We start from the raw sequence: 24635 nt of genomic DNA, 5'->3' as shown, positions 1-24635 counted from the left end.
GCTTTCGCACATTGTGAGCAACTGTGTGATTAGCGTGTGAGCAGTCTGTGATGAGGTGTGAGCAACTTCGTTCGCTCACGGTGCGCTCAACTGGCGCGCCCATTGAATCGCGCGCAGCATGCCGGTGGCCTTGTTGATCGTTTCCTGATACTCGGCGGCGGGCACAGAGTCAGCCACCACGCCGGCTCCCGCCTGCACGTAGGCCTTGCCGTCCTTCACGACACAGGTGCGCAGCGCGATGCAGGAGTCGAGGTTGCCATCAAAGCCGAAGTAACCCACAGCGCCGGCGTATGCGCAGCGCTTGCTCTTCTCGCATTCATTGATGATCTCCATCGCGCGCACTTTGGGCGAACCGCTGACCGTGCCGGCGGGGAAGGTGGCGCGCATGACGTCGTAGGAGGTTTTGTCTTTGCGAAGCTGGCCGTCCACATTCGAAACGATGTGCATGACGTGCGAGTAGCGCTCGATGATCATCAGATCGCTGACGCGCACGGTTCCATAGTCGGCCACACGTCCGACATCATTGCGCGCGAGATCGACGAGCATGATGTGCTCGGCGCGTTCCTTGGGATCATTGAGCAGTTCCTGGGCCAGCGCCTCGTCTTCCGCGGCGGTTTTGCCCCTCCAGCGGGTGCCGGCAATGGGGCGGATGTCGATGCGGCCGTTCAGGCACTTCACATGCACCTCCGGCGAGCTGCCCACGAGCGCAAAGCCCTGGGGGAAGTCCAGGCAGAACATGTACGGGCTGGGATTCACATGCCGCAGCGCGCGGAAGAGGTCCACCGTTGAGCCGTGGTACTCCGTCTCAAAGCGCTGGGAAGGCACGCCCTGGAAGATGTCTCCGGCGCTGATGTACTCCTTCATCTTCAGCACCATGCCTTCGTATTCCTCCTGCGTGGTGTTGCTTACCGGCGGCGGCAGCTGCCCCACGGGTGCAAAAGTTTGCAGCGGCTTGGCCGCCAGCGGCTTCTCCAGTTTCGCGATGACATCCGCGATCTGCTGCCGCGCCCAGTCGTAGGCCGCCTCCAGCGTGGTGTGTTCGTCTGTATGGACATTGGCCACGATGGACATGCGGCGGGTGCGGTGGTCAAACACCAGCACCGTGTCCGTGACCATGAAAACCATGTCCGGCAGGCCCAGTTCATCCTTCTTCGCTGGCGGCAGCGTGGGCTCAAAGAAGCGCACCATGTCATAGGCCAGATAGCCCACCGCACCACCGTGGAAGACCGGCAGCGGCTGGGCCTCCAGCGGCGTGAAGGGCTTCATGAGCTCCTGCAGTTCCGTGAGAGGATCTCCCTGCGTGGTGTAGCTGCGCTTCTTGCCGCGCTCTTCGATTTCGATCTCACGCCCGCGAGCCGTGAAGATGATGCGCGGCGAACTGCCCAGAAGGGAATAGCGGCCTGAATGCTGCGTGAGCTCCGCGGACTCCAGCAGGAAGGCGCAGCGGCCGTCATGGATCTTCTGGAATGCGGAGAGCGGGGTTTCATAGTCCGCCGCAAGCTCCGCCATCACCGGCACGAGATTGCCCTGCTGCGCGAGCGTCTGGAAAGTGGCGAAGTCTGGCTGAAGATGGAGCTGGGGCATGCGAGGGCGCAGATAGTGGATGCGAAAAGGCCTGGTGGCAAATCAAGCAAGGTGCTGGAGCCATGTGGCAGGGCGAAGCACAACGGTGGTGGAAGGGCAGCGGCGCAGGATTTCCTCGTCATTGGTTATGAGCGGACAGCGGAGTTCCCGGGCTAAAGCGACATAGTGAGAGTCGGCACCTTGGATCCCATGGCGTGCGGCTACCCGCGCGGCGGCACTGGCAAACGGCAGATCAATGTGGCGAAAAGTCAGCCGAGGCAGGTGGGATACGCGCAAGGCGCCTACTTCTCCCAATGAAGACTGCTGAGTGGCGCGCGCAACGGCAGCGGCTACCTCAGCTAGAACCAAGGCTGGGGCATAGAACTGAACTTTGCGCTGCACAAGTGTCTGCAGCAAAGTCCGGGCAGTCTGATGCTCAGTCTGATGCTCAGTCTGATCATGGATCTGCTCAGCGGCGAAAACGCAGGCGTCGATCACCAGTTTCATCAACGGCTTTCACGAACGATTACGCTTGCCGGACGACAATCCACGGTCTTCCCCTCCATGATCTGGTGGAACTTCCTTGATTCCTCCAGCCACGCCTCATACGCCATCTCCGGGACGGGGGTGGTGAACTTGGAGCTTGTATTCGCCTTGCGCTTGGTGGCGGGGGCAGCCGTCTTCATAATGCGATTTAAGTTGGCTCCTTGAGTCCATGCAGGCAACCCGAATCTCAAAGCGCCGCCTTCACGGCCGCCAGCAGGGCACCGTAGTCATCGAAGGGCTTGAAGTGCGGAAACTGCGCCTGAATGCTGGCCGGAGCGTGGAAGAAGAAACCCACATCCGCCTCGCCCAGCATGGTGGTGTCATTGAAGGAATCACCCGCGGCGATGACGCGGTAGTTCAGCCCCTTGAGGGCGGCGACGGAGAGCTGCTTCTGGTTCGGCTGCCGCAGCTTGTAGTCCACAATGCGGCCGTCCGCCGCGACTTCGAGCTGGTGGCAGAAGAGGGTGGGCCAGCCGAGCTGGCGCATGAGCGGCTGGGCAAACTCCGCAAAGGTGTCGCTCAGGATGATCACCTGCGTGAATGAACGCAGTTGATCGAGGAACTCCCTGGCTCCGGTCAGCGGCGCCAGCGTGCCGATCACCTCCTGGATGTCCGGCAGCTTCAGGCCATGCTCGTCGAGAATTTTGAGGCGGCCCTTCATCAGCACGTCGTAGTCGGGCTCGTCCCGCGTGGTGCGGCGCAGTTCGGCGATGCCGGTTTTCTCGGCAAAGGCGATCCAGATTTCGGGGACGAGAACGCCTTCGAGGTCGAGGGTGACAATGGTCTGCTGCTTCATGCGGAGGCATGTCATGCACGGGCGGCTCCTCCAGTAAAGCGGTTCTGCAAAAAAGGCGCGCAGACGGGCAAGCCATGGGGAGACGCTGCTCACACGGTGGCGTTTAGTTCAGCATGCTTATTCAGAATGAAGTCTCACGAGATGCCGCCCAGCTGGTGGCCAAATGCCGCAATGCGGTGCTGGCGACCTCGGATGCGGAAGGCCATCCGCACTCAGTCTGGATGACCACCCAGGTCACGACGGATCTGGAGGAGGTCATCTCCATCACCGCGCCCACGTCGCAAAAAGCCGCCATTCTGCGGAGCAATCCGCAGGCCGAGTGGATGTTTGCCTCTCCTTCCATGGAGACCATCGTGTACCTCTCGGGCCGTACCCGCCTCATCGAAGGAGACGCCGCCAAACGCTACTGGGACCAGATGCCGGGCAAATCCAAGGCCTACTACCGCAAATACTGCGAGACGGAGGACTATCACAAATTTGCCGTCATCCGCACGGAGGTGAGCAAGATCGTGCTGTGCAGGCCCTACGCCTATACCAAGTCAGTGCTGTGGGACAAGTCGGCTTCAGCAACCGCCGCCGCAGCCTAGCGGGTGATCACGCAGCACCAGGGCGGGGGACTTCCACCGCCTCGCATTTCTCGCGCCAGCCCGGGAAGTTCCAGGTGTTTGGAAAACCTTCGCACTGCAGCGGCTTCACCGGCTGGATGCGGCAGATGTTCACGCCTTCGAGAAAGAGGCATTCGCCATTGGGCTTGTCGATGATGCTCAGGCCGGTGCGGTTGGCATTGAGCCGTGTGCATTGCTCGATGAAGGCGTCGCGCGGCATGTCCAGAAAGGCGGCGATGCGGGTGACCTCCTCATCCGTCACACGCACATCGCCCGGCCAGCGGCAGCAGTTGCCGCAGCGCTGGCAGGCATACCAGGGGGCGGAGGTGTCAAGCGGGGAGGTTGTGGCCATGAAAAGTATTCTGTTCGCGCAATGCCGTGGCGGAGGGCATAATTCGTGCGATGAACTGGATCATGCAACCTAGGTTTGAACATCGCCGCCCAGCACTGCGGCGCGAGCGGCTGTCGCGATGAAATTGCATCTCCTGCCCACCATCACACTGCTGCCGACGCCGCATGACACCGCGGATGACGCGCAAATCATCGAGGACTGGTCCCGCGGCCTGGACTGGGTGAAGTGGCTGCTGGGCAGCGTGCGCGCCCGCACGGAGGCGCTGCTGGTGGAGGACACCGCGGAGTGGAACGAATTTGCCGAAGGTCTGCTGCGGCAGGCCATCGGCCCCGCGCTCAAGTCCGCCTGGCAGAGTGCCCGTGCCAATGATCTGCCAGGTCTCATTGCGGCGGCCGCCAGACTGTCCGCCCAGTTTTCACCCGCGATCCGGCAGCGCAGCCTGCAGGCCGGGGCGGTGCTGCTGAAATCGACGAAGCATGCGCGCTATCAGGGAGTACTTGGCCGCTTGCGTGAGGCGGTGGGGGAGGGGAAATGCGACGGGCACATCGCCATTGTCTGGGCGGCGGTAGGGCACTTTTTCCAGCTCAGCCTGACCAATGTGATCGCGGAATATGTGCGACTGGAGTGGGACATCGCCACACGTGATGCGCCCGAGCCTGCGCCTTACGCCGGAAAATTCAGCATCGCCGGGCTTACCAGCCAGATCATGCACGAGTCCGCCGCGGAGTCGGCGCTGCGTGTGGTGGATGCTTGATTCTGCCTTGGCAGTTCCCATTGATGGATGGTCAAGGCTGGGTTTTCCAGAGTGATTGACCACGGATGACACGGATGGCTGAGGCTGAGGTTTAAAATTTTCCGATGCCTTTCATGGGCGCCCTGAAAAGTTACCAAAGTGGAATTATTGAGTCTCGCGCAACCCGGTGAATGCCGGAGGTATGCGAGAGCCGTGCGACATCTTCGCGTGCGCTGGGAAGCTGAACGCTTCTCGCATACCTCCGGCATGCGATCTTGAGCCGGTGCGCATGTCTCGCATGATCCGGTGGTTCTCACTCGGCAAGCCTCGTTTCACCATATCTAATCTCTCAGCTCCCTCCGGGAGCTCTGGACAAGACTGCGTGTGAGGGGGGGAGGCTGATCTTGGGCGACTGTTGTCATCCTAATATGCGAGTCTCAATAAGGAAACTCTGGAAACCAGTCAGTGAGCGAATCGCATCCTGCGACGCGGATTGCCCCGGCCCCTCACCCGGCCTCTCCCCGGAAGACGCTCAGACCCAACACACCCTCGACGGGGAGAGGGGATTCGCGGTGGAGCCCTCGGGAGCTCAATAGAACTCAATCGGAGCTCAGTCGAGTTCAATAGAACTCATAGAACTCCATCAGAGCCGAAACGCGTTTCTCCTCTCCCCGTCGAGGACACCGCTGCTTCAAAGCTGATTCGGGGAGAGGCCGGGTGAGGGGGCGGATGGGTGCTTTGCAGGATGCGATCGGGGACAGAGCAGGTTTCCAGAGGTGCTCTTAACTCAAAGCTTCCGGATCCTGCTTATTTGCCAAACAGCTTCTTGATGCCGCCTGCGGCGTCAATCTTGCCGGTGCCTTTTTGAAGCAGGTTTTTCAGCGCGCCGCTGGCGCTGGCCTTGGCGGCTTCGGTGTTGAGCTGGCTGAGCACCATGGCTGTCAGCTCCGCTGGGGTGATGCCGTTGGAGCCGGTGCCGAGATTGGTGAGGCGGATGTCCGGCAGGGTCACCTGGGCGCTGGCGTCCGGCACCAGGCCCGCGGCGCTGGCGCTGAGCTTCGCACCCGTGATCAGCAGCTCATTCACCTGAAGCTTGATGGATTTTTGCGCAGGAGTGCCTGCTGGCGGAGGTGAGGCAGGGCTGACTCCGGCCTTCCCGGCGGGAGGAGGCTGCTGGGAGACAAAGCTCTTCGCATTGTCGGCGATGTGCTTGAGATTCGTGCCGCCGAGCCCGGCTTCGAGATTGATCTCGGGATCCTTGATGCGGATGTACTTGATGACGATTTTGTCTGTCCTGACGCTGCTGGTGTCCAGCGCCACCTCCGTGCGGCCGATGCGCAGGGCGCGCGGGCCGCTGAAGCCTTTGGGGTTGCCGATTTCGAAGCCATCCACGACTCCGCTGCCGGAGAAGATGGAAAGCTTTACCTGCTGCACCGACACACTCGTCTGCACGACCGGCGGCGTGGTCTGCTCAATGCCAAACTTGACCAGATTGTCGAGCTGAGACCAGCCGTACCAGAGGCCGGCGCCGATGAGAAGGACGAGGACGACAAGAATGCGGATGACCCATTTCATAAGGCCACCAGTCTTCGCGGCGCGGAGGCTCTGTAAAGAATCAAAACTGGCGCGTACGGATTACGCTGGAAGCCGGACAGGAAAACGCCCGGCCTTGGTGACGATGTCCTGACCCTTTGGCAGCCTCAGCCTTCCGTGAACTGCCCCAGGGCGCGGAACTTCTGGTAGCGCTTTTCCAGAAGCTGGGCGGTGGGCACCGCTTTCAGCTCCTTGAGCGTGGAGAGCAGGGTCTCCTTCAGCGCGCTGGCCGCGGCCAGATGGTCGTTGTGGGCGCCGCCAAGAGGTTCGGGGACGATGCCGTCAATGATGCCGAGCTTGGAGAGGTCCTGGGCGCTGAGCTTGAGCGCGGAGGCGGCCTCAGGGGCATGCTCACGGTGCTTCCAGAGAATGGCGGCGCAGCCTTCCGGGCTGATGACGGAGTAGTAGGCGTTTTCCATCATGAGCACCTTGTCTGCGATGCCGATGCCGAGGGCGCCGCCGCTGCCGCCTTCACCGATGACGGTGGCAATGACAGGGGTGCGCAGGGTCATCATTTCACGCAGGTTGAAGGCGATGGCTTCGGCAATGTTGCGCTCCTCCGCGCCGATGCCCGGGAAGGCTCCAGGGGTGTCGATCAGGGTGATGATGGGCAGGCTGAATTTTTCTGCCATGCGCATGAGGCGGAGGGCCTTGCGGTAGCCCTCGGGATGCGCGCTGCCAAAGTTGCGCAGGAGGTTTTCCTTCGTGTCGCGGCCCTTCTGGTGGCCCAGGATCGCCACGCGCTGGCCGCCGATGGTGGCAAAGCCGGCGGGCATGGCGTTGTCATCGCCGATGTGGCGGTCCCCATGCAGCTCCACGAATTCATCGCAGATGTGTTTCACGTAGTCGAGCATGAAGGGGCGGCCGATGTGGCGGGAGATCTGCACCCGCTGCCAGGGGGAGAGATTGGCATGAATGTCGCGCTGCAGGGTTTCAGCCTTGGCTTCGAGATCGGCGATCTGCTGGGCCAGTTTGTCGCTGGGCTTCGCAGCCAGCTTTTTTTTGGCCTCCTCGATTTCTTCGCGGAGTTTGACGACGGGCTTTTCGAATTCCAAAACTTGTTTCATGGCGGTCGGTTGGGGAAAGGGGATGGGGCGGGGAGCGTCACCGCACGAGGCTCAACTTTGACCCGTTGCGCACAAGCGCAAAGAGTTCTTCGATGTCTTCACGGGCGAGAAAGATGCCGGTTTCCGCAGTGGGGGAGGGCGCCGGCGCGGGCATGGCGGGAGGTGCCGCGGCGCTGTGGCCGGACTTTTTAGCAGCCGGCGTCTTGGCTGGCTCCTCCACCGGCAGAGCACGGGCCACGGGCGGAGTGCGGATGCTGATGGTGGTGTTGGAACCGTTCTTTTTACCCGAAAACCACTTCTCCGCCTCGAGATACTTGGGGTCGGTGGAGAGGACGGGCTTGTTGTCGTAGATGGAGTTTTTGCCCGAGATCGTCATCTCCACCGGCAGGCGCATGCCGGAGGGGAGGCGGACGTCCTTCGCGTCATAGGTTTTGAAGAGGTACTCCTTGTCACCGACTTTGCGGAAGAGCATGACCTGCTTCTTCGAGACGCTGATGCCCAGATGGAAATCCATCGGGATGATGGTGAGGTGGTCGCCAGGCTGAAGATTGAAGCTCATCAGGCCGCTGGAGCGGATGATGGAGTCCACCGTGGTGCCCTGCTTGTCGGCGATGCGATTGAGCGAGTCTCCCGGCTGGACGATGTAGTCTTTCTTCCCGATGCTGGAGTTCGCCGAGTAAAGCTGGTCCATGTTGATCTCGCCGATGATGCGGGTGGCCTCGGCGTAAGTCTTGGAGTCGGGGAACTGCTGGCGCAGCTTGTAGAGCGCATCGCGCCCTTCGTCGATCTTGCCCTGGTGAATGAGCTCCACGGCGGCTTCAAAGCGGCGGATGCCGGGGTCGATCCGCGGGCGGTCCGTGGCCTTCATGGATGCGATGTCCTGCTCCACCTGGCTCTCCTTGAGCAGGATGTTGGTGTAAACCCAGTAGCCCATGCCCAGCGTGCCCGCCACCAGGCCCACGGTGATGAGGAAAATCAGCAGTTTGATCTGGGTCTTTGCCATGGCGTGAACCAACACACAGCCGCTCAGCCCAGCAGGCCGCGGCGTTTGAAATCGAAGAGGTTGATGTTCTGGGACTTCTCGATCATTTCCACCGTGAATTTCAGCAGGCAGATTTCCCAGGTGTCGTCCACGCCCTGGATGACCGCGCGCATGGGATTGCCGGAGGCGCGGATGTTGGCCAGCAGCTTGCCGGTGACCTCTTCCATGGACTCATGGATGATCTGCTCGCTGATCTCGCCTTTGCGGAATTTGAAGCCGTATTTGAGGATCGCCAGCTTGTGCAGATTGTCCCGCAGGAATTCGCCAAACTCAGCCGCTTCGGGGCCGAACCCTTCGAAGTCAAACTGGCCCGGCATTTCGGGGCGGAGAATGAGGGGCTTTTCGGCCTCGATGCGGCCTTCCCGCACACGCACGGCACCGACGGAATCCATGAGCTCGGTGACGATCTGAAACTCGAAATGGGTGCTGCCAAAGGTGTCGATGCGGCGGTCCGGCTCATGGAGCACCTGGGTGTTCTCCAGGGCGTATTGAATATCGAACTCGGTGGGCATGTCTTGGGGGTGGGGGAGAGTAGTCTGCTTCGAGGTTGTAGCCAGTGATTTCTTGACGGCCCGGGCAAAGGCGAATGCAGGGCAGGGCTGCTGCCGCGGAGAGATACGTGCGCCATCCCGCTTGGGTCTTTTCGGGAGCTTGCTTAACGAAGGGGCACGGCTGGTTGTCGCGGCAGCCAAGTTTGGTCCGTTTGAAGGCAGGAATGGTGCGTCGAACGGAACGGCTGGGAGGTTGTCAGACCATCGCTTCTGGTCTATTGAAAGTTCCCCCCAAATGATTAGCGACACAGCGCCCACCCCCGGCGCTCGTCAGCGTGATCTCCGAATTGTGTCACTCGGCCTGCTGGCCGTGGTGCTGCTGGCGTCCAGCTTGGCCGCCGCGACGGATTTCTCGTGGACGGGTGCCACCAGTTCTGATTTCAGCGTCGGCTCCAACTGGAGCGGGGGCGCTGCGCCCTCCCCCACAGGCACGACTCAGGCCTGGCGGCTCAGTGTGAATGGGGCCACCACCCTGGTGTATTCGGCCGCGCAGGGGCACACGGTGCTCACCGGCGGCTCCGCGAACCGCTCCCTCTTCATCGCAAACGGCGCCGTGGGCTCCATGTCGATCACCGGCGGCATCTTTGAGAGCACCAGCTCGGCACCGGACGGCATGGTCAACGCGGCTGGGGTGGGGCTGCTGAGCATTGACGGCGGCACCTACCGGAAAACCACCGGCACGGGAGCGGCATCCACCTTTGCGGTGTATTATGCGGGCAGCGGAACAGGGCGGGGCACGCTGGACATCAACAGCGGCTCGTTTGAAGTCACGACGCTGGATCTGCAGAACTCGGGCGGCTCCTCCACCCTGGCGGCTGGGGTTTATGAATCCACCGTCAACCTGGATGGAGGCACCCTGTCCGTGGGCTCCATCGTGCGGACCGTCACCTCCACGGGGATCGATGCGGTGCTGAACTTCAACGGCGGCACGCTTCAGGCGAGGGCGGACAACACGGCGTTTCTGGCGGCGCTCGCTCAGTTCACCGCCAATGTGCAGGCCGGAGGAGCGAAGATCGACACGCAGACCTACAACGTCACCATCAGCGCACCTCTGGTGCATGACACCGCGCTGGGGGCCACGGCGGACGGCGGCCTGACAAAAACGGGCGCCGGCGCGCTGACACTGGCCGGGGCCAGCAGCTACACGGGCAGCACATTCGTCAAAAACGGCAGGCTCATCCTGAGCGCGGGCGATGACCGCCTGCCCACCGGCACCATCCTGACTCTCGGCGACGGCAGCACCAATGACAGCGGCGTGCTGAAGCTGGACTCGCGCAGCCAGACACTGGCCGGGCTGCTCACGGACGGCACGGGTACGGGGAACAGCGTGGTGAATGGCAACGCCACCGCCGCCACACTGACGCTGAACATCGCGGTGGCGGACACCTTTGGCGGCATCCTCGGCGGGACCGGCACGAATGAAAACAACTTTGGCCTGACGAAGACTGGAGCAGGCACGCTGACGCTCTCCGGCACAAACACCTACACCGGCGCCACGAGCATTCAGGCGGGCATACTGCAGGCCGGAGGCGCGGGCGGCGGCAGTGTGTTTGGGGTGAACTCCGCCGTCACCCTGGCGAATGTGGCAGGGGTGGCGCTGGACCTGAACGGCTTCAATCAAACCATCGGTTCTCTGGCAGGCGGCGGCAGTACGGGGGGCAGTGTGACGCTGGGCGCCGCCACCCTGACGCTCGGCGGGAACAATGGCACCACCAGCTTTGCGGGCTCCATCAGCGGCACGGGCGGGGCGCTGACCAAGATGGGCACGGGCACGCTGACGCTTTCCGGCGCCAGCACATTCACGGGGCTCACCACGGTGAGCCTGGGCACTCTCGTGGTGGCCGGCAATACGGCGCTGGGAGATGTGGCGGGCGGCACCAGCGTGGCCGGTGGCGCCACGCTCTCGCTGGCCGGCGGCATCAAGGTGACAGGAGAGGCCGTCAGCATTGCGGGTTCCGGTGCCAACAGCATGGGCGCGCTGCAGGCTGCGACGGGTGTCAGCGCGGAGTGGGCCGGCGTGGTGACGCTGGGTGCCTCCGCGCGTGTGGGTGCGCAGGCTGGCGGGGCTCTGACGCTGAGCGGCGGCATCCAGGGCGGCGCATCCAATATCCTCATCATTTCCGGTGAGAGCGGCACGGGAACGGTCATCGTCAGTGGTGCGGGCAACACCTACACCGGAGCCACGCAGATCCTCCGCGGCATCCTCAAGCTGGGCTCTGCCAATGCCCTGCCTACCACGACCACGCTGGACGTGGACTCCCTCGGCTCCGCCGGGGTGAACGATGATGCGACCTTCGACCTGAATGGATTCAACCAGACTGTGGCGGCGCTGCAGCGCGGGGGCGCCAGCTTTGGCACCGGGGGCAGTTACATCACCAACAGCGGCGCCTCCGCCGCCACGCTCACGGTGTCCGGCACCAGCAGCACGACCTACAATGGCATCATTCAAAACGGTGCCGGAGGAGTGAGCCTAACGGTGACAGGCGGCGGCAGCCTCACGCTTTCAGGTGCCAACACTTACAGCGGTGTGACGAGCGTGACCGGCAGCAACACCGAACTGGTGGTGGGCAGCAACACCGCGCTGGGAACCACCACCGGCGGCACCACCGTGGGAGCGCTGGCGCGCGTGGTTCTGGCCAACGGCGTGGTGGTCACGGGTGAGACGATCACCCTCACGAGCACGGGAGGCAACAACTACGGTGCGCTGCAAACCGCCGCGAACGCCACGGCGGAGTGGGCGGGAAATGTGGTGCTCACGGGCACGGATGCGCGCATCGGCGGCGGTATCGGCGGCACCCTGACGGTGTCCGGCGTCATCAGCGGCAACGGCATTCCCGTTCTCTTCAGCCGCGCGGACAATTCCAAGACGATCCTGAATGCGGTGAACACCTACACGGGAGATACTTTGCTGTTCAGCAATGGCGGCACGGGCTCGTCCCTGATCATCGGCGTGGACAATGCCATCAATGCCGCCAGCCGCCTTTCCGTCATCAGCAATGCCCAGGCCACCAAGCCTGCGACGCTGGATCTCAACGGTCATATCCTCACTCTGCGTGGTCTGGACACCTCCGCCTTCTACGCCTCCGGCGCGGTCGTGTCTGTGGCGAACAACGCCGCTGGCAAGACGGCGGCGCTCACCATCACGGACTCCACCGCGAGCACGTCCACCTTCACCGGCTCGCTGGTGGATGGCGCCAGCGGCACGGGCGGGCTGTCTTTGGTGAAGAGCGGCATCAGCACGCAGGTGCTGCTGGGCGCAAACACCTTCACCGGCAGCGTGACGGTGAATGCGGGAACGCTGCAGGTGGGCGGTTCAGTCTCCACCTACGGTGCCACCGGCTCCCTGGCCTCCACCAGCTATGTCTTGAACGGCGGCGTGCTCCTGATCGACAACACCGGCGCGAACAACAGCAACAACAACCGTCTGGCGGATGCTGCGGACTTTTCCTTCAAAGGCGGCGCCTTCACCTACAAGGGCTCTGACCAGAGCGGGACAAACTCCAGCGAAACGGTCCATAACCTGACACTCACCTCGGGGCTGAAGACGCTCAGCGTGATCTACGGTGGCGCCAACACGGCCACGCTGAATGCAAACCAGCTCGTGCGTGCAGCGCAGGGCGGCCTGCTCTTCGTCAACGGGCTGAACCTGGGGCTGGACTCCACCAGCACGGCCAGCGTGGCGCGCGTGTTTTTCACCGTGGTGCCAGATCTCGTGGGCGGCACGGACGCGCTCGCCACGGGGATCAACGCCGCGGCGCAGAACACGCGCATCGTGCCCTACCTGCTGGGGGAGGCCTCGGCGGTCAGCGGCGGCGCGGGCACTGCCACGGGCACGCCAAACACCTTCATGACTTACAACGACACCACGGGCCTGCGCCCGCTGAACCTGGTGGACGAGTTCATGCTGAACACGATCTCCGCCGGCGCCAACACACGCCTCACCTCCGCGACGAATGCCACCGTCACCACGGCGATCAATTCGCTGATTCTCGAAGGCGCGAGCCTGACGATCAGCAGCGGGCAGACACTGACGGTGAGCAGCGGCGCGATTTTGTTCAGCACGGGCAACACCCTGGGCATCAGCGGTGGCACGCTGGACTTTGGCTCGCGTGAGGGAATCATCACCATCAACTCCACGGGCAACACCATCATCAGCTCCATCATCACCGGCTCCGGCGGGCTCACCTACTCCGGCACCGGCACGCTGGTGCTGGCCACGCAGCAGAACACCTATTCGGGAGACACGCTGCTTCAGGTGGCCGTGGTGATCCCGCAGTCCAGCTCCACCGGTCCGGCGGGCGCTCCCACCAGCGGACCGTTTGGCAAAGGCACGGTCATTTTCAACGGCTCCTCCATCCGCGCCACTTCATCCACGGCCATCACGATTGGCAACAACGTGCAGTTCAGGGCGGACACCACCTTTTTGAGCAGCGGCACGCCCAGCCTGGACAAGACGCTGACCTTTACGGGAAATGTGACCCTGGTGGGCGGCACGCGCACGTTTACGCAGAGCTCGGCGGCCAGCACGATCTTCTCCGGCAGCATCGGCGACGGCGGCAACGGCTACGGCCTCACCATTGCGGGCAGCGGCGCCAGCGCGGTGGTGCTCTCGGGCAGCAACACCTACTCGGGAGCCACGCAGGTGAACGGCAGCACGCTGCAGGTGGGCAGCAATGGCAGCGGCACTTCCGGCACGGGAGCAGTGACGGTGGCCAGTGGCGCCACGCTGGCGGGCTCCGGCACGGTGCAGGGAGCAACGGTGATGAACGCGGGCTCCGTGCTGCAGCCTGGAGACGTGACGACCGGCGGCAACACCAGCACGACGGTGACGAGCAACAACACGCTGACCTTCACAGCGGTGAACACCGCGCTGACGGTGAATGACGGCGCGCAGATCCGCCTGGGCGTCTCCAGCCCCACGGTGGCGGGAAATGTGATCTCGTATTCAAACGGCCTCTTCCACTACAACGGGCATGACTACGGCAGCGCACTGGCGCTTTTCAGCAATGAATCAGGAGCGCTGGCGACATGGAATGTGGCGCCGGCCAGCGTGGGAAGCCATGACTTCATCAATCTGACCAACGGAACGCTGAGCATCGGCGACCGCGCCGGCGTGGCGTGGGGGCAGGGCTCCGTGGTGGTGAACGCCAGCCTGGGCTCCGTGGCGGTGGGGCAGGTCTTCAACCTCATCGACTGGAACGGCGTGGCGATCAGCGGGAACTTCGATGTGGGCGGCATGACCTTCGTGGATGCCAGCGGCAACGTCATCGCCGGGGATCTCGACCTCACGGCTCTCGGCGCCGGCTTCGGCTGGGATGTGAGCGCCTTTCAGAGCTACGGCATCCTCGTGGTGGTCCCGGAGCCGGGTCGCGCCTGCCTGCTCCTGCTCGGGCTGCTGGGCCTGGGGCTGCGGCGCAGGCGGTGATGCGGTTGTCAGCTTGCATCGTGACGGCTGGCGGACTATCGACGCAGGATGAAGCTCCCGCCCCATTTGCTCGACGAAATCATCCTCTCACTTGGAGAGGTGTTTGTGGGCAGAAGGTATGCGGACAAGGTGATCGAATACACCTTCAAGCGGCATCGCAAATGGGGCAGCCGTGACCGGCGCATCTTCGCGGAGTCGATCTATGAATGCGTGCGGTGGTGGCGCTGGTTCTGGCATCTGGCCGGGCTGCCGGACGAGGAGCACACCCAGCCGGAGGCCATCACGCCGGAGCGCCTCTGGCGCGTGTGGGCGGCTTACTGGATCACCAACGGCCGTGACCTGCCCAAGGACGAGACCGCCCCCGAGGTGAAGCCGGGGGATGTTTTGAAGCGTGCCAAGGAGGGCGCGCCGCCAGCCATCCGCGCCGCCATTCCCGACTGGCTCGAAGCGCGCGGCAGCCAGGAACTCGGCGCCGCATGGCCGGCGCTGCGCGAGGCGCTGAACCAGCCTGCCGATGTCTTCATGCGCGTGAACACGCTGAAAAACGACCGCCGTGCCCTGCGGGAAAAACTGGGGCAGGAAGGCTACGAAACCGAGGTGGTGGAGCAGGTGCCCAGCGCGCTGCGCCTGAAGCAGCGCGCTAATCTGTTTGGCACCGCCTCCTACAAGGCCGGGTTGTTTGAGGTGCAGGATGCGGCCTCGCAGCTCATCGCGCCATTTTTGCAGCCGGAGCCCGGCATGCGGGTGATCGACGCCTGTGCCGGCGGCGGTGGCAAGGCACTGCACCTCGCCGCACTCATGCGCAACAAGGGCCGCCTGCTGGCCCTGGACGTGCACGGGTGGAAACTGGCCGAGCTGCGCAAACGTGCCTCACGCGCCGGGGTGGACATCATCGAGACGCGCGAGATCGAAGGCTCCAAGACCGTGAAGCGCCTCGCGCAAAAGGCCGACCGCGTTCTGCTCGATGTGCCCTGCTCCGGCATGGGCGTGCTGCGCCGCAACCCCGATGCCAAGTGGAAGCTCAGCGACGCCGAGATCGACCGCCTCATCGCCCTGCAGGCCGAGATTCTGGAAAGCTACAGCCGCATGGTGGTCCCCGGCGGCAGGCTTGTGTATGCCACCTGCAGCATCCTGCCGAGTGAAAATGAACGCCAGGTGCAGGCCTTCCTGGCCAAGCACGGCGACGAGTGGACACTGGAAGAAGAACTCCACCGCACGCCGGAGACAGGCGCGTTTGATGGATTCTACGCGGCCCGGCTTGTGAGAAAGGCAGCGGAAGGAAAGGTGGAGGTGAAAGACGCGGAGCCCGCGCCATAGTGGTCCGCACAGTCCTCTGTGCGGTTCGAGTCAGCCAGGCTCTGCTTTTTTCTCTAGATCCTCGCACCATGGGTCAGAGTCTGGATTTTGCACGGGCCAGTGTGGCTCGTGCATGATGGGGCTTGCGTGCCGCACAGAGGACTGTGCGGACCCCTTTGTGCGGTCCTCGCCTTTCAATCACGCCGCCAGTGGAGAAACTCTCCTTTTTCAGCCCCGCTTTTTGCGGGTTTTCTGCAATGTAAGTCCGCAGTTTGTCGAATGATGCCTGGTGCCGGACCAGATGATCAAAGCTTTCGTCCTGCCAGAATCTGCCGCTTCGGCCGAGGGCTTCGTTGATCTTCAGTGCCGACCATTTTTTCCAGGATGCGACCTGCTTGAGCATGGAATGTCGTGCGAGTCCTCCGACCAGCAGGTGCACATGGTTTGGTATGATGGCGAAATCACCCAGCATGTAACGTGAGCCGTCGAAGAAGCGCAGCGTTTGCTCCACATGGGTGGCGAGGGCGGATTGTCGCAGCAGGCATTCGCCGTGGCATGCGTCCATTTCGTGCTCAAGTTTGCGGGAGAATTGACGAAAGTCACTCCGCTTCTCTTCGGGGAGTTCCTCGACCTGCCTGCGCCAGTCTTTGGCGAGTGGGGAGATGTCATGCTCAAGCAGCCAGCCATCGCGTTCGTGTCGCCATTTCAGCCAGACATCCCGGGGCATGGAATCTGCCGTGCGCCAGGTAATGAAGTACGTGGCTTCTGCCTGATCCCAATGCGGCAAGTGCCCCTGGGAGATGGTGACCTTTTCCGCAGGATTGAAAAATCGGAAGGCCATGATGGGGCATATGCTGGATTCTGCGCGTGCTGGGGTTGCTCGGGAGTCAGGGGGCTGGCGTGCCGCTCAGCGGACTGAGCGGACCACTTTCATTGGCATCCGCAGAATGCCGCCCATTGGGGTCCGCACAGTCCTCTGTGCGGTTCGAGTTATCCAAGATGTCATTCCTGCCAAAGGCTCTCATGTCTTTGTCGGATGGAAGCTTCGAAAGGTTTGTGCTGGATTCTGCGCGGGCTGAGATGGCTTGCGCACCAGGGGGCTTGCGTGCCGCACAAAGGACTGTGCGGATCACCATCAATGGCAGCCGCAGCCGCTGCCGCAGGAGCCGCCGCCACCGGAGGACTGGGAGCCGCCACCACCGCCGCCGCCCATGATTCCGGTGCCGCCAATGGGCACGCGGCGGATCGGCTGGCCGCTGTCCGGATGCTGCGTGAGCGCGGCGTCCTTCATGCTCTGGCGCACTTCAAAGCGCTTGGTGGGCTCTCCTTCAAACTGGGGGATGGTTTCGTAAACGTAGGTGGGCATGGCGGGGAATGATGAAATTAGAGCCGAGCGAAGCGAGACAGACGACCGAAGGGAGCCCGGAGGGTGAGTGCAGCGAATCAATGACGAATGTCGAATGCGGCGCAAGGCAGGAAATAAAAACGGCGTCCCGGTGAAGGGACGCCACGGTGGAGCGGGGGGAACCTGGACTTAGGCCGGAGCTTCCCCGGAACGAATGGCTTTGTAACCGCCGTTGACCTTGAAGAACAGCAGCAGCGCCAGGTAGATCGCAGCCACGATGGCGGGAATCACAGCGTCCATCCGAAGCGTTGCGCGGTCGGCCTTCTGGTCGGCGGCTACCACCGCCTGCTGGGCCTGGCTTTTCTCACTGGAGAATCTGGCCTCGTTGAGCTTCTGGTCGTCGAGGCCGTAAACGGCGGTGGCGGAGATGTCCAGGAAGGTGTTCGGCTTGGCGGCGCGATACTCGCTGAACAGGGCGGGATCCGCCCGCTTCAGCTCTTCACCCGCAAAACGATCCTTGCAGTAGCTCAGGCCCGGGCCGCCGATGAGACCGACGCTGAGCATGCCGATGGCGCCCATGATGGACATGGTCACGGCGCCTGTCTGTGGAAAGCGGTCACCAACGACGGCGAGCATCGTGGGCCAAAGAAGGCTTTTGCCAATGGAATAGATTCCCATGGCGATGAGGACGACGACAAAGGTCTGCATGGTGCTGACCAGGCTCAGACCTATGCAGGAGACGCCGGCGCAGATCAGGAGCAGGCCGACCGGAGAGAGCCGGAGCTTCGCTTCGATGAAGCCGGCACAAAAGCGCAGGCCAATGGAGATGACGGAGGTCCAGATCAAGACCAACTTGAGCTGCCACGGACTGAGCAGGTTGCTCATGATGTTTTGGATCCAGCCTTCGCTCCCAAGCTCCATGACTCCGACAAACGCATGGGCGATGAACAGCACGAAGAGCAGCAGGGAGCCGCGGGACCCCTGGGTGAGCACGGTCACACCAATGAGCAGAAACCCGCTGACGGAGTAGCCGACGGCGGCAACTTCGTCGGAGGTGAATGCCTTGCCGATGTCTTTAAAGAGCATCACGAGCAGGCCGCAGGCCGGCAGCGCGCCCAAGATGCCCACTGGCTTCAGCATCTGCGCGAAGCTGCGTCCCGTGGAGACGGCTTCCGACTTCGGAAACTTCCGGTCAAAAAACATGAAGGCATACAGCGCGGTGGGCACCAGAAAGAGGGCTGACTGAAACTGCCAGGGAGCCATGCCATTCAGCATCCAGCCAGTCATGCCTCCCACCAGCATGCCGGCCGGCCAGGATGCGTGGAGAACATTCAGGTAGTGGGTGCGGTTTTCAGGGAAGAGGGTGGAAACCAGGGGATTGGACACCGCCTCGAGTGTGCCATTGGCATACGAAAAGAGGAAGGTCCCCAAAACCAGCAGAGAGTACGCGCTCCCAAACGTGCCGGCACTCAGCGTGGCAATGGCAGAGGCGACGTGGCAGAAAAAAACCGTTCGAACGAGCCTGCCGTAGCCCAGCTTGTCCACCACCATGCCGCCCGCGAGGATGCCGAGGCAGAAGCCGGAAAAACCCATGCTGCCGATGGTTCCCAGCTGGGATGCCGACAAGTGGTATTGCTGCACCCACTTGCCAAGGTTGCCGGCATGGATGGCAAAGCCCACGCCGCTGGCGAAAATGGCCGCAAAGCTGGCCCAGAGGAATGTCATCCGGTCGGGATGAATCCCCGGCGGACGCGATTCTGCCTGCGGGGAGGTGTGGCGCGGGCGCTCCCCGGCCGCAGTCCTGGCGAAGCGGCCGCCTTCCTTGGGCTTTTGCTCAGGCTGCTGGTGCGCCTGGGAGCGGCGTTGCCGAGCCTCGGCCTCCAGCCGGCTCTTCCGTTCAAGCTCCGCACGTTTTCTGGCCGCCGCCTCCTCCTGGGCTGCCGCAAGTTTTTGAGCTTCGGCCGCCTTCCGGGCTTCTTCGGCCCGTTGAACTTCAGGATCAACCACCGGTATGGCCGCGGCAATGGGTTCTTCCGCAGCCTTGAAGCTCTGCCACACTGCGGTCACACTGCCGGGGCGTTTTTCACGCTCCTTGGCCAGGCAGGCCATCACGATCTGGGAGATGCGGCTGTCCACCCGCCTGCCTGTGCCACGGTTCAGGCCGTCGTTCATCAGCTCCTGCCGCCGCTCCATGATGGGCGTGGGGGCTTCCTCTCTGATCTGCCAGTTGACCGCATCGGGGCCGCCGCGGAAAAACGGCGGCGTGCCAGTCAGGAGCTCGTAAAGGGTGGCGCCGAGGCTGTAGATGTCATCGGCCTTGCTGCCGGGCCTGCCGCTGATCTGCTGCGGGCTGGCATAGGCCAGGGTGCTGCTGCTGGCGGAGGCCGCGCCCTCGCCGGTCTTGCTGTGCTTGGACACCTCTTCCTTGATGCGATGGCTGATGCCAAAGTCCATGAGCTTGACGCGGCCCGCGGCGTCAACCATCACGTTGGCGGGCTTGAGATCGCGGTGGATGCGCCTGGCCTCCTCGTGGAGGTAATCGAGGCCGTCGGTCATGTCCTTGACCCAGGCGGTGATTTCCTCCGGCTCAAAGAAGCCGGCGGTCTGGTCTTCGAGCTTTTGCCGCAGGGTCTGGCCCCGCACAAATTCCAGGATGATGGCGGCGATGCCGTGCTCCATCTCCATTCCATAGGTGGCGACGAGCCGCGGATGGCGCAGGTCCTTGCCGGCGCGTACTTCGTCACGCAGGCGCTTCATCTCGCCGTCCTGCAGCACCAGCACGCTGGGCAGAAACTTCAGCGCCACGTCCACCTCCTCGGTGTGGTCCCGCGCCAGCCAGACCACGCCCATGCCACCTGCGCCCAGCAGTTGCAGCAGCTCGTAGCGGTCGTTAAACAACCGCTGATTTGCCTTCAACTGCGGCATCTGAGGACCTCCGCGGTCCTGAGACTGGCTGAGGAAGGGGTCGGGTGACATGCAGGGAATTGACGATAGGACGGTCTTCAGCGCACCAATGCCGAAGGCCGAATCTCATGCAAGGCTGGAAATGAAAACGGCGTCCCGGTGAGGGGACGCCGCGTGATGGAGCCATGTGGCAAATGGGACGACCGGATCAGTGGGCCGCGTCCAGGTTCACCGGCTTGTAGCCGCCCTTGGACTTGAAGTAACCGATGAGGATCAAGTAGCAGACCAGCATGATGGTTGGAAACAGCGCCACGTCCGCCAGCGCCATGCGCGGGCTCTGGCTCTTGATGTCGGCGATCTTCTTGCTGATCTCCGTCTTTTTCGGCTCTTCAACCTTGGCGACGAGCTCGTCGAGCTTCTTGTCGTCCACGGCGTCATAAGAAAGCACTTCGTAGATCTGCTTCTTGGTCAGCGCCTCCAGCTTGCCATCCTTCACCAGTCCTGGAACGGAGGAGGAGACTTCCGCCGAGGAAACAAGCGCCGTTTTGGTGGCCTTGGTCTGGAGCACGCCCAGGTAGGGGAAACCCAGCACGCCCACAGCCAGCATGCCGATGCCGCTGATTGCGTTCAGCGTCAGAGCGCCGCCCTTCGGGGTCTGCTCCGCCACCACGCCGAGCGTGGTCGGCCAGAAGAAGGTTTTGCCAAAGCCATACAGCGTGGCGGCCACAAAGAGCATGCCGCCGCTGGCGATGGACAGGGAGTAAAGACCGCCGGCAGCCAGAATGGTGCTCAGGCACAGCAGCCCGAGAGGGCTGAGGGCGTGGACGATCGGACCGGCAAAGAACCGCAGCACCACCATGATGGCGGAGGTGTACACCAGCACCCAGCCCGGGTGGAATTTCTGCTCCTTGGCGAATCCTTCCATGATGGAGGTGATCCAGCCGTCCGTGCCGATTTCCGTCGTGGCCAGCGGCACCATTACCAGGATGAGGAAGAACAGCAGGCCGCGTCCGAGCGACTTGGTGTAGGCTCCAAAGGCGACGAGCATCAGCGCGCCGATGCCGATGAAAATGCCTTTCTGCGTCAAGGTCAGCGCCGTGGTGCCCCCGTTGGAGAAGAAGTCCATGAGCTGAAGGGTCACGAGGATGGACACCACCGCCATGCCGAGGATGCCGAACTCCTTGAGCATGTCACGGTAGCTCACGCCGGCTGCCACGCGCTCATTCTCGGGGAACTGCTTGCCGATGAGCATGATGACATAGATGACCGCCGGAATGGCGATGAGCCCAACTTTGATCCACCACTTTGCATCGCCCATGCCGATCGTGATCATCCCGGCGAGAACGAGGCCGCCAGGCCAGCCGGCGTGCAGAATGTTAAGCCATTTCGTCTTGTCCTTGTTGAACATCGTGGCCACCACGGGATTGATGAAGGCCTCCACCGTGCCGTTCGCGAGTCCCAGAATCAGGCTGCCCCAATAGAGAAGCGAAAACCCGGTCGCCTTGTCTGCCACAAAATAAGCCGACACGCCCATGATCGCCCAGGTCAGGTGCCCGAACGCCGCGATCAGCATCGCGCGCTTGTAACCGATGCGGTCAATGATCAGGCTGAAAAGAATGATGCTGACCGCAAACGGCCAGATGCCGATCCCAGCAAGCCTTCCGGCCTGTGCGGGATCAAGATTAAACTGGGTGGACCATTCACCGATCAAGAACATACGGCTGATGAAGCCGAATGCCGTGGTGATCAGTGCCATGAAGCAGCCCCAGAACAGGGACATGGATACTTTGCCGTCTTTACTCATGAGGATGATTGCTTGTTAGTTGGTAGTTGTCGGGAGAGGGCCGTGTTTTAGGTGCCACGCCTTCAAGCGACAAGGAAAAAGTGTTCTCAAGACTGAGAAGTCACCAGGCAGCATGGCGCGTCATTCCCGCCACAGCCATCCTGGAAACGGCCTTTGCCGGGAGCGCCAATAGACGTGCGCCCTCTTATCGCCGGGCCGTCGGGCGATCTTGCAGCGAATCCAGGTGTCTTCGTCGAAAGCGTGGAGGCCGGAAAGTTTGGATTTCTGGCTGATAGCGGCCCCAGCCTGCAAGGCAGGAGGGCCTACAATCTCCGCAGCCCGTCCTCCGTCATCGCACAGGGGATCGCCGCATCGATCTCGTTGATGCGTGCCAGCGTTTCCGCGCTGAGCACCAGGTCGGCGGCCGCCAGACTTTCGTTGAGCTGCGCCACAGTCGTCGCGCCGACGATGGTGGAGGCCACGAAGTCGTGCTGCTTGCTCCAGGCCAGAGCCAGCGCGGTGACGCTGACGCCGAGATCGGCGGCGATGACCTGCAGGCGTGCGGTGGTCTCAAGGCTGCGCTCATTCACGAAGCGGGCGGCCATGAGCTTCTGGCGTGGGCCGCCATTTTGGATGTAGTCGGTGAAGCGAGCCCCTTTGGGCAGGGCGCCGTTGTTGTATTTGCCGCAGAGCACGCCGCCGCCGAGGGGCGAGTAGGGCAGGAGGCTCACGCCTTCCTTGCGGCAGACCTGGGCGAGTTCGCTTTCGCAGCGGCGGTTGATGAGGGAGAAATTGTTCTGGACGGTGGCCATGCGGGCGAGGCCGTGCTTCTCGGCCTCCCACAGGTTTTTCATGACGCCCCAGCAGGTTTCATTGCTGCCGCCCCAGGCGCGGATTTTGCCCTGGTTGATGAGATCGGTCAGCGCGCCGAGAGTCTCGTCCTGCTGCATGCCGTGGTCCGGCCAGTGGGTCTGGTAGAGGTCGATGTAATCCGTCTGGAGGCGGCGCAGGCTGTCCTCGCAGGCCTGGAAAATCTGGCGGCGGTCCAGCGCGGTGAAGCCATTGCGTACCGGCGGGCGGAACCAGCCGTGGCCAGGGCCGGTGACCTTGGAGGCGATGATGATCTGCCCGCGCTTCTGCCCCTTGAGCCATTTGCCCACGATCTGCTCCGTCACGCCAAACAGCTCCGCACTCGGCGGCACCGGGTAGAGCTCCGCCGTGTCAAAGAAATCGATCCCCGCCTCCAGCGCCCGGTCCATGATGGCAAAGGAGGTTTTCTCATCGGCCTGCAGGCCAAAGGTCATGGTTCCCATGCAGATGTCAGTGACAACGATACCCGTGCGGCCAAGGCGTTTGCGATTCATAAGATTGGATAAGGCGCGGATGCTAACGAAAAGCGAGTGCGGGGCAAGGATGGAGCGCACGCGTCCCGCGTGCTGTTTTCCGCGTCCCCGCGGGGAACAGACCCGCGATGAGATCGGCCGACTGTGCATTCGCAGATGTGAACACGCTCAAGGAAGTTTCCAGGCAAACTCCGGCCGGCGCCGGCGCAGCATGACCAAAAGCATGCCGCCGCAAACAGTGCCAAAGGGAAACATGATCAGCAGACAGCAGGCGGCCACGTGCGCGCCTGAATAAAACCATGGCTTGCGCAGTCGAAGCGGAACAAGCGCCAGATAGAGCAGCAGGGCGGGAATGATTGCGATCACTCCTCGGCTGATCAAAGCAATGATCGTTTCCCCGATGACCGCCGAAAGTTGAGCGGGGTCGTTGCCATGCGTCGCCGCGACTTGTCGGGAGGCTGTAATGCCATGCACAAGAGTTTGCAGGCTTGCCAGCGTGCTCGTGAAGGCAAAGCCGATGCCAAGCACAGCGCAAATAGTTGGGAAAGGAGACTTCATGGGGCGGTGATCTGGAATCTAAACTCATCGGCCGGAACCCCACTCAATCTTCCCCTCCAAAAAATCGAAGGCCGCAGGCAGCGACTGCTCCACCATCGGGAAAGTATGCCCGCCGGAAAGTCGCGTGATCTCCACAGCCATTTTGAGCTCCTTCGCATCCGCGAGAAAGGCTTCGTTCATCTGGCGCTCCGCCGCGTGGTCCGCATACGCGACGAACAGGGGAATGTCACGCAGGCGCGGCAGCAGAAGGCGCGGATTGACTGTGCGCCAGAATTCCGGCTCGGTGCCAAAGCGCGCAGGCACCGCGTAGTTCTGGCCCGCCTCGGCGATCTGCGGCCGGGGGAAATCGAGGATGCCGATGATCGACGCCACGGCGGCGAACGCATCGGGACGACGGCAGGCGGTGTACATCGCGCCGTAGCCGCCCATCGACCACCCGCCGATCGCGCGCTCTTTGGCAGCGCGGCTTACGGGAAAATGCTTCTCCGCCAGCGCCATGACTTCATCCACGTAGTCCGCGTAGCGGTCCGCGGGCGTCGCTGGCGAATTCACATACCAGCCGTCCCGCCCGCGCGGCAGCACCACAGCGCATCGGCACGCCATCACCCGCGCCTGGGTGAGCGGGTTTTCCAGCAGCGTTCGCTCATGCCGGCCACGGCCGTGGAGGAAGTAGATCACAGGCAGCGGGGCGGATTTGAGATCTGCTTCGGGTGGCAGCACCACGAGAAACCGCATCGCCACGCCACTGAGCGCGGCACTTTTGAAATCGCAGGACCAAAGGCGCGGCTCGACTTGCGAGATCTGCGGCGTGGCGGCAGCCGCCTCCGCACCGTGCCCTGCGGGTGTGAGGCCGAGGAGGCATGCGCTGAGAAGACTGAGGCCCAGGGTGGTGCTGCATATGCGGTGCGCTTTCAAAGGGCGGGAGATCATGGGGTGGACTGGGGAACGCGGAGGCGGGGGCTTTTTTGTCAGGCGGTTCGCGAACGCTGAGGGGCTGGTTGCCGGTTGCCCACCCTAAGCACGGCAACTCGGCAACTTGGGTGCCGGTGCGGACGCTGGCCTGTGCATCTGAGGGCACTGAAGGGCGTGGAAGCGCAGCGGAAGGCAGTTTGTGCCGCACCGGATGCTGTTTG

At 62.7% G+C, this 24635-nt stretch carries 20 protein-coding genes; 4 read left to right on the top strand and 16 right to left on the bottom strand.

The window, feature by feature from the left end; all coding sequences use genetic code 11:
- Positions 1–75: 75 nt before the first annotated feature.
- From trpE to thrH, 4 genes are read right to left on the bottom strand one after another with little or no spacing between them, the layout of a single operon-like run.
- Positions 76–1584 (bottom strand): anthranilate synthase component I, encoded by a 1509-nt coding sequence (gene trpE / locus ACILSQ_RS13470; protein WP_395744156.1) that lies wholly within the window; start codon positions 1582–1584, stop codon positions 76–78.
- Positions 1585–1626: 42 nt separating this feature from the next.
- Complete coding sequence (locus ACILSQ_RS13465; RefSeq protein ID WP_395744155.1) at positions 1627–2070, bottom strand: PIN domain-containing protein; 444 nt, start codon at positions 2068–2070, stop codon at positions 1627–1629.
- Complete coding sequence (locus ACILSQ_RS13460; protein ID WP_395744154.1) at positions 2070–2249, bottom strand: hypothetical protein; 180 nt, start codon at positions 2247–2249, stop codon at positions 2070–2072. The genes ACILSQ_RS13465 and ACILSQ_RS13460 overlap by 1 nt, the downstream gene beginning before the upstream one ends.
- A gap of 47 nt (positions 2250–2296) precedes the next feature.
- Positions 2297–2905, bottom strand: coding sequence for a bifunctional phosphoserine phosphatase/homoserine phosphotransferase ThrH (thrH, locus tag ACILSQ_RS13455; protein ID WP_395744472.1), 609 nt, complete (start codon positions 2903–2905; stop codon positions 2297–2299).
- 113 nt (positions 2906–3018) lie between these two features.
- Here thrH and ACILSQ_RS13450 point away from each other — a divergent pair, with 113 nt between their 5' ends.
- Positions 3019–3492, top strand: coding sequence for a pyridoxamine 5'-phosphate oxidase family protein (locus ACILSQ_RS13450; protein ID WP_395744153.1), 474 nt, complete (start codon positions 3019–3021; stop codon positions 3490–3492).
- A gap of 7 nt (positions 3493–3499) precedes the next feature.
- Here the strand turns inward: ACILSQ_RS13450 and ACILSQ_RS13445 are convergent, their stop codons facing one another.
- Positions 3500–3862 carry a YkgJ family cysteine cluster protein gene (locus ACILSQ_RS13445; protein ID WP_395744152.1) on the bottom strand — a complete coding sequence of 121 codons (363 nt, stop codon included), beginning with the start codon at positions 3860–3862 and terminating at the stop codon, positions 3500–3502.
- Between the two features lie 118 nt (positions 3863–3980).
- On the opposite strand from ACILSQ_RS13445, the gene ACILSQ_RS13440 reads away from it, so the two are divergent.
- Positions 3981–4616 (top strand): urease accessory UreF family protein, encoded by a 636-nt coding sequence (locus ACILSQ_RS13440; protein ID WP_395744151.1) that lies wholly within the window; start codon positions 3981–3983, stop codon positions 4614–4616.
- A 786-nt stretch (positions 4617–5402) separates the two neighbouring features.
- Here the strand turns inward: ACILSQ_RS13440 and ACILSQ_RS13435 are convergent.
- The 4 genes from ACILSQ_RS13435 to ACILSQ_RS13420 all read right to left on the bottom strand — a co-directional run bounded on the left by ACILSQ_RS13435 (position 5403) and on the right by ACILSQ_RS13420 (position 8809).
- Positions 5403–6170: a hypothetical protein gene (locus tag ACILSQ_RS13435; RefSeq protein ID WP_395744150.1), complete on the bottom strand. Its 768-nt coding sequence runs from the start codon at positions 6168–6170 to the stop codon at positions 5403–5405.
- Positions 6171–6295: 125 nt separating this feature from the next.
- A complete protein-coding gene (locus ACILSQ_RS13430; RefSeq protein WP_395744149.1) occupies positions 6296–7255 on the bottom strand; it encodes an acetyl-CoA carboxylase carboxyltransferase subunit alpha in 960 nt (319 codons plus the stop codon).
- A gap of 37 nt (positions 7256–7292) precedes the next feature.
- The gene (locus ACILSQ_RS13425) at positions 7293–8258 is read right to left on the bottom strand and encodes a LysM peptidoglycan-binding domain-containing protein (protein WP_395744148.1); all 966 of its coding nucleotides are present in this window, start codon (positions 8256–8258) and stop codon (positions 7293–7295) included.
- A gap of 23 nt (positions 8259–8281) precedes the next feature.
- A complete protein-coding gene (locus ACILSQ_RS13420; RefSeq protein WP_395744147.1) occupies positions 8282–8809 on the bottom strand; it encodes a hypothetical protein in 528 nt (175 codons plus the stop codon).
- A 274-nt stretch (positions 8810–9083) separates the two neighbouring features.
- On the opposite strand from ACILSQ_RS13420, the gene ACILSQ_RS13415 reads away from it, so the two are divergent.
- Positions 9084–14273, top strand: coding sequence for a beta strand repeat-containing protein (locus ACILSQ_RS13415; protein ID WP_395744146.1), 5190 nt, complete (start codon positions 9084–9086; stop codon positions 14271–14273).
- Between the two features lie 48 nt (positions 14274–14321).
- The gene (locus ACILSQ_RS13410) at positions 14322–15590 is read left to right on the top strand and encodes an RsmB/NOP family class I SAM-dependent RNA methyltransferase (protein WP_395744145.1); all 1269 of its coding nucleotides are present in this window, start codon (positions 14322–14324) and stop codon (positions 15588–15590) included.
- A 73-nt stretch (positions 15591–15663) separates the two neighbouring features.
- On the opposite strand, the gene ACILSQ_RS13405 is transcribed toward ACILSQ_RS13410, so the two are convergent.
- The 7 genes from ACILSQ_RS13405 to ACILSQ_RS13375 form a co-directional block, all read right to left on the bottom strand.
- Entirely contained in the window at positions 15664–16410 is a 747-nt protein-coding gene (locus tag ACILSQ_RS13405) for a transposase (protein ID WP_395744144.1), read from the bottom strand.
- 294 nt (positions 16411–16704) lie between these two features.
- Positions 16705–16935: a zinc ribbon domain-containing protein gene (locus tag ACILSQ_RS13400; RefSeq protein ID WP_395744143.1), complete on the bottom strand. Its 231-nt coding sequence runs from the start codon at positions 16933–16935 to the stop codon at positions 16705–16707.
- A 168-nt stretch (positions 16936–17103) separates the two neighbouring features.
- Positions 17104–19890 carry an MFS transporter gene (locus ACILSQ_RS13395; protein ID WP_395744142.1) on the bottom strand — a complete coding sequence of 929 codons (2787 nt, stop codon included), beginning with the start codon at positions 19888–19890 and terminating at the stop codon, positions 17104–17106.
- A gap of 136 nt (positions 19891–20026) precedes the next feature.
- Positions 20027–21622, bottom strand: coding sequence for an MFS transporter (locus ACILSQ_RS13390; RefSeq protein WP_395744141.1), 1596 nt, complete (start codon positions 21620–21622; stop codon positions 20027–20029).
- Positions 21623–21924: 302 nt separating this feature from the next.
- Positions 21925–22965 (bottom strand): aldo/keto reductase, encoded by a 1041-nt coding sequence (locus ACILSQ_RS13385; protein ID WP_395744140.1) that lies wholly within the window; start codon positions 22963–22965, stop codon positions 21925–21927.
- Between the two features lie 147 nt (positions 22966–23112).
- Positions 23113–23502, bottom strand: coding sequence for a hypothetical protein (locus ACILSQ_RS13380; protein WP_395744139.1), 390 nt, complete (start codon positions 23500–23502; stop codon positions 23113–23115).
- Positions 23503–23526: 24 nt separating this feature from the next.
- Positions 23527–24432 carry an alpha/beta hydrolase gene (locus tag ACILSQ_RS13375; protein WP_395744138.1) on the bottom strand — a complete coding sequence of 302 codons (906 nt, stop codon included), beginning with the start codon at positions 24430–24432 and terminating at the stop codon, positions 23527–23529.
- Between the last annotated feature and the right edge of the window lie 203 nt (positions 24433–24635).

Source organism: Prosthecobacter sp., assembly GCF_044227185.1.
GTDB lineage: Bacteria > Verrucomicrobiota > Verrucomicrobiia > Verrucomicrobiales > Verrucomicrobiaceae > Prosthecobacter.
Note: the sequence above shows the minus strand (reverse complement) of the source record. Positions and strands in the feature narration are given on the sequence as shown.

Excerpts from the sequence above, each read along its gene's own strand:
- trpE (WP_395744156.1), bottom strand. The coding sequence starts at position 1,584 with ATGCCCCAGCTCCATCTTCAGCCAGACTTCGCCACTTTCCAGACGCTC.
- ACILSQ_RS13465 (WP_395744155.1), bottom strand. The coding sequence starts at position 2,070 with ATGAAACTGGTGATCGACGCCTGCGTTTTCGCCGCTGAGCAGATCCAT.
- ACILSQ_RS13460 (WP_395744154.1), bottom strand. The coding sequence starts at position 2,249 with ATGAAGACGGCTGCCCCCGCCACCAAGCGCAAGGCGAATACAAGCTCC.
- thrH (WP_395744472.1), bottom strand. The coding sequence starts at position 2,905 with ATGAAGCAGCAGACCATTGTCACCCTCGACCTCGAAGGCGTTCTCGTC.
- ACILSQ_RS13450 (WP_395744153.1), top strand. The coding sequence starts at position 3,019 with ATGCTTATTCAGAATGAAGTCTCACGAGATGCCGCCCAGCTGGTGGCC.
- ACILSQ_RS13445 (WP_395744152.1), bottom strand. The coding sequence starts at position 3,862 with ATGGCCACAACCTCCCCGCTTGACACCTCCGCCCCCTGGTATGCCTGC.
- ACILSQ_RS13440 (WP_395744151.1), top strand. The coding sequence starts at position 3,981 with ATGAAATTGCATCTCCTGCCCACCATCACACTGCTGCCGACGCCGCAT.
- ACILSQ_RS13435 (WP_395744150.1), bottom strand. The coding sequence starts at position 6,170 with ATGAAATGGGTCATCCGCATTCTTGTCGTCCTCGTCCTTCTCATCGGC.
- ACILSQ_RS13430 (WP_395744149.1), bottom strand. The coding sequence starts at position 7,255 with ATGAAACAAGTTTTGGAATTCGAAAAGCCCGTCGTCAAACTCCGCGAA.
- ACILSQ_RS13425 (WP_395744148.1), bottom strand. The coding sequence starts at position 8,258 with ATGGCAAAGACCCAGATCAAACTGCTGATTTTCCTCATCACCGTGGGC.
- ACILSQ_RS13420 (WP_395744147.1), bottom strand. The coding sequence starts at position 8,809 with ATGCCCACCGAGTTCGATATTCAATACGCCCTGGAGAACACCCAGGTG.
- ACILSQ_RS13415 (WP_395744146.1), top strand. The coding sequence starts at position 9,084 with ATGATTAGCGACACAGCGCCCACCCCCGGCGCTCGTCAGCGTGATCTC.
- ACILSQ_RS13410 (WP_395744145.1), top strand. The coding sequence starts at position 14,322 with ATGAAGCTCCCGCCCCATTTGCTCGACGAAATCATCCTCTCACTTGGA.
- ACILSQ_RS13405 (WP_395744144.1), bottom strand. The coding sequence starts at position 16,410 with ATGGCCTTCCGATTTTTCAATCCTGCGGAAAAGGTCACCATCTCCCAG.
- ACILSQ_RS13400 (WP_395744143.1), bottom strand. The coding sequence starts at position 16,935 with ATGCCCACCTACGTTTACGAAACCATCCCCCAGTTTGAAGGAGAGCCC.
- ACILSQ_RS13395 (WP_395744142.1), bottom strand. The coding sequence starts at position 19,890 with ATGTCACCCGACCCCTTCCTCAGCCAGTCTCAGGACCGCGGAGGTCCT.
- ACILSQ_RS13390 (WP_395744141.1), bottom strand. The coding sequence starts at position 21,622 with ATGAGTAAAGACGGCAAAGTATCCATGTCCCTGTTCTGGGGCTGCTTC.
- ACILSQ_RS13385 (WP_395744140.1), bottom strand. The coding sequence starts at position 22,965 with ATGAATCGCAAACGCCTTGGCCGCACGGGTATCGTTGTCACTGACATC.
- ACILSQ_RS13380 (WP_395744139.1), bottom strand. The coding sequence starts at position 23,502 with ATGAAGTCTCCTTTCCCAACTATTTGCGCTGTGCTTGGCATCGGCTTT.
- ACILSQ_RS13375 (WP_395744138.1), bottom strand. The coding sequence starts at position 24,432 with ATGATCTCCCGCCCTTTGAAAGCGCACCGCATATGCAGCACCACCCTG.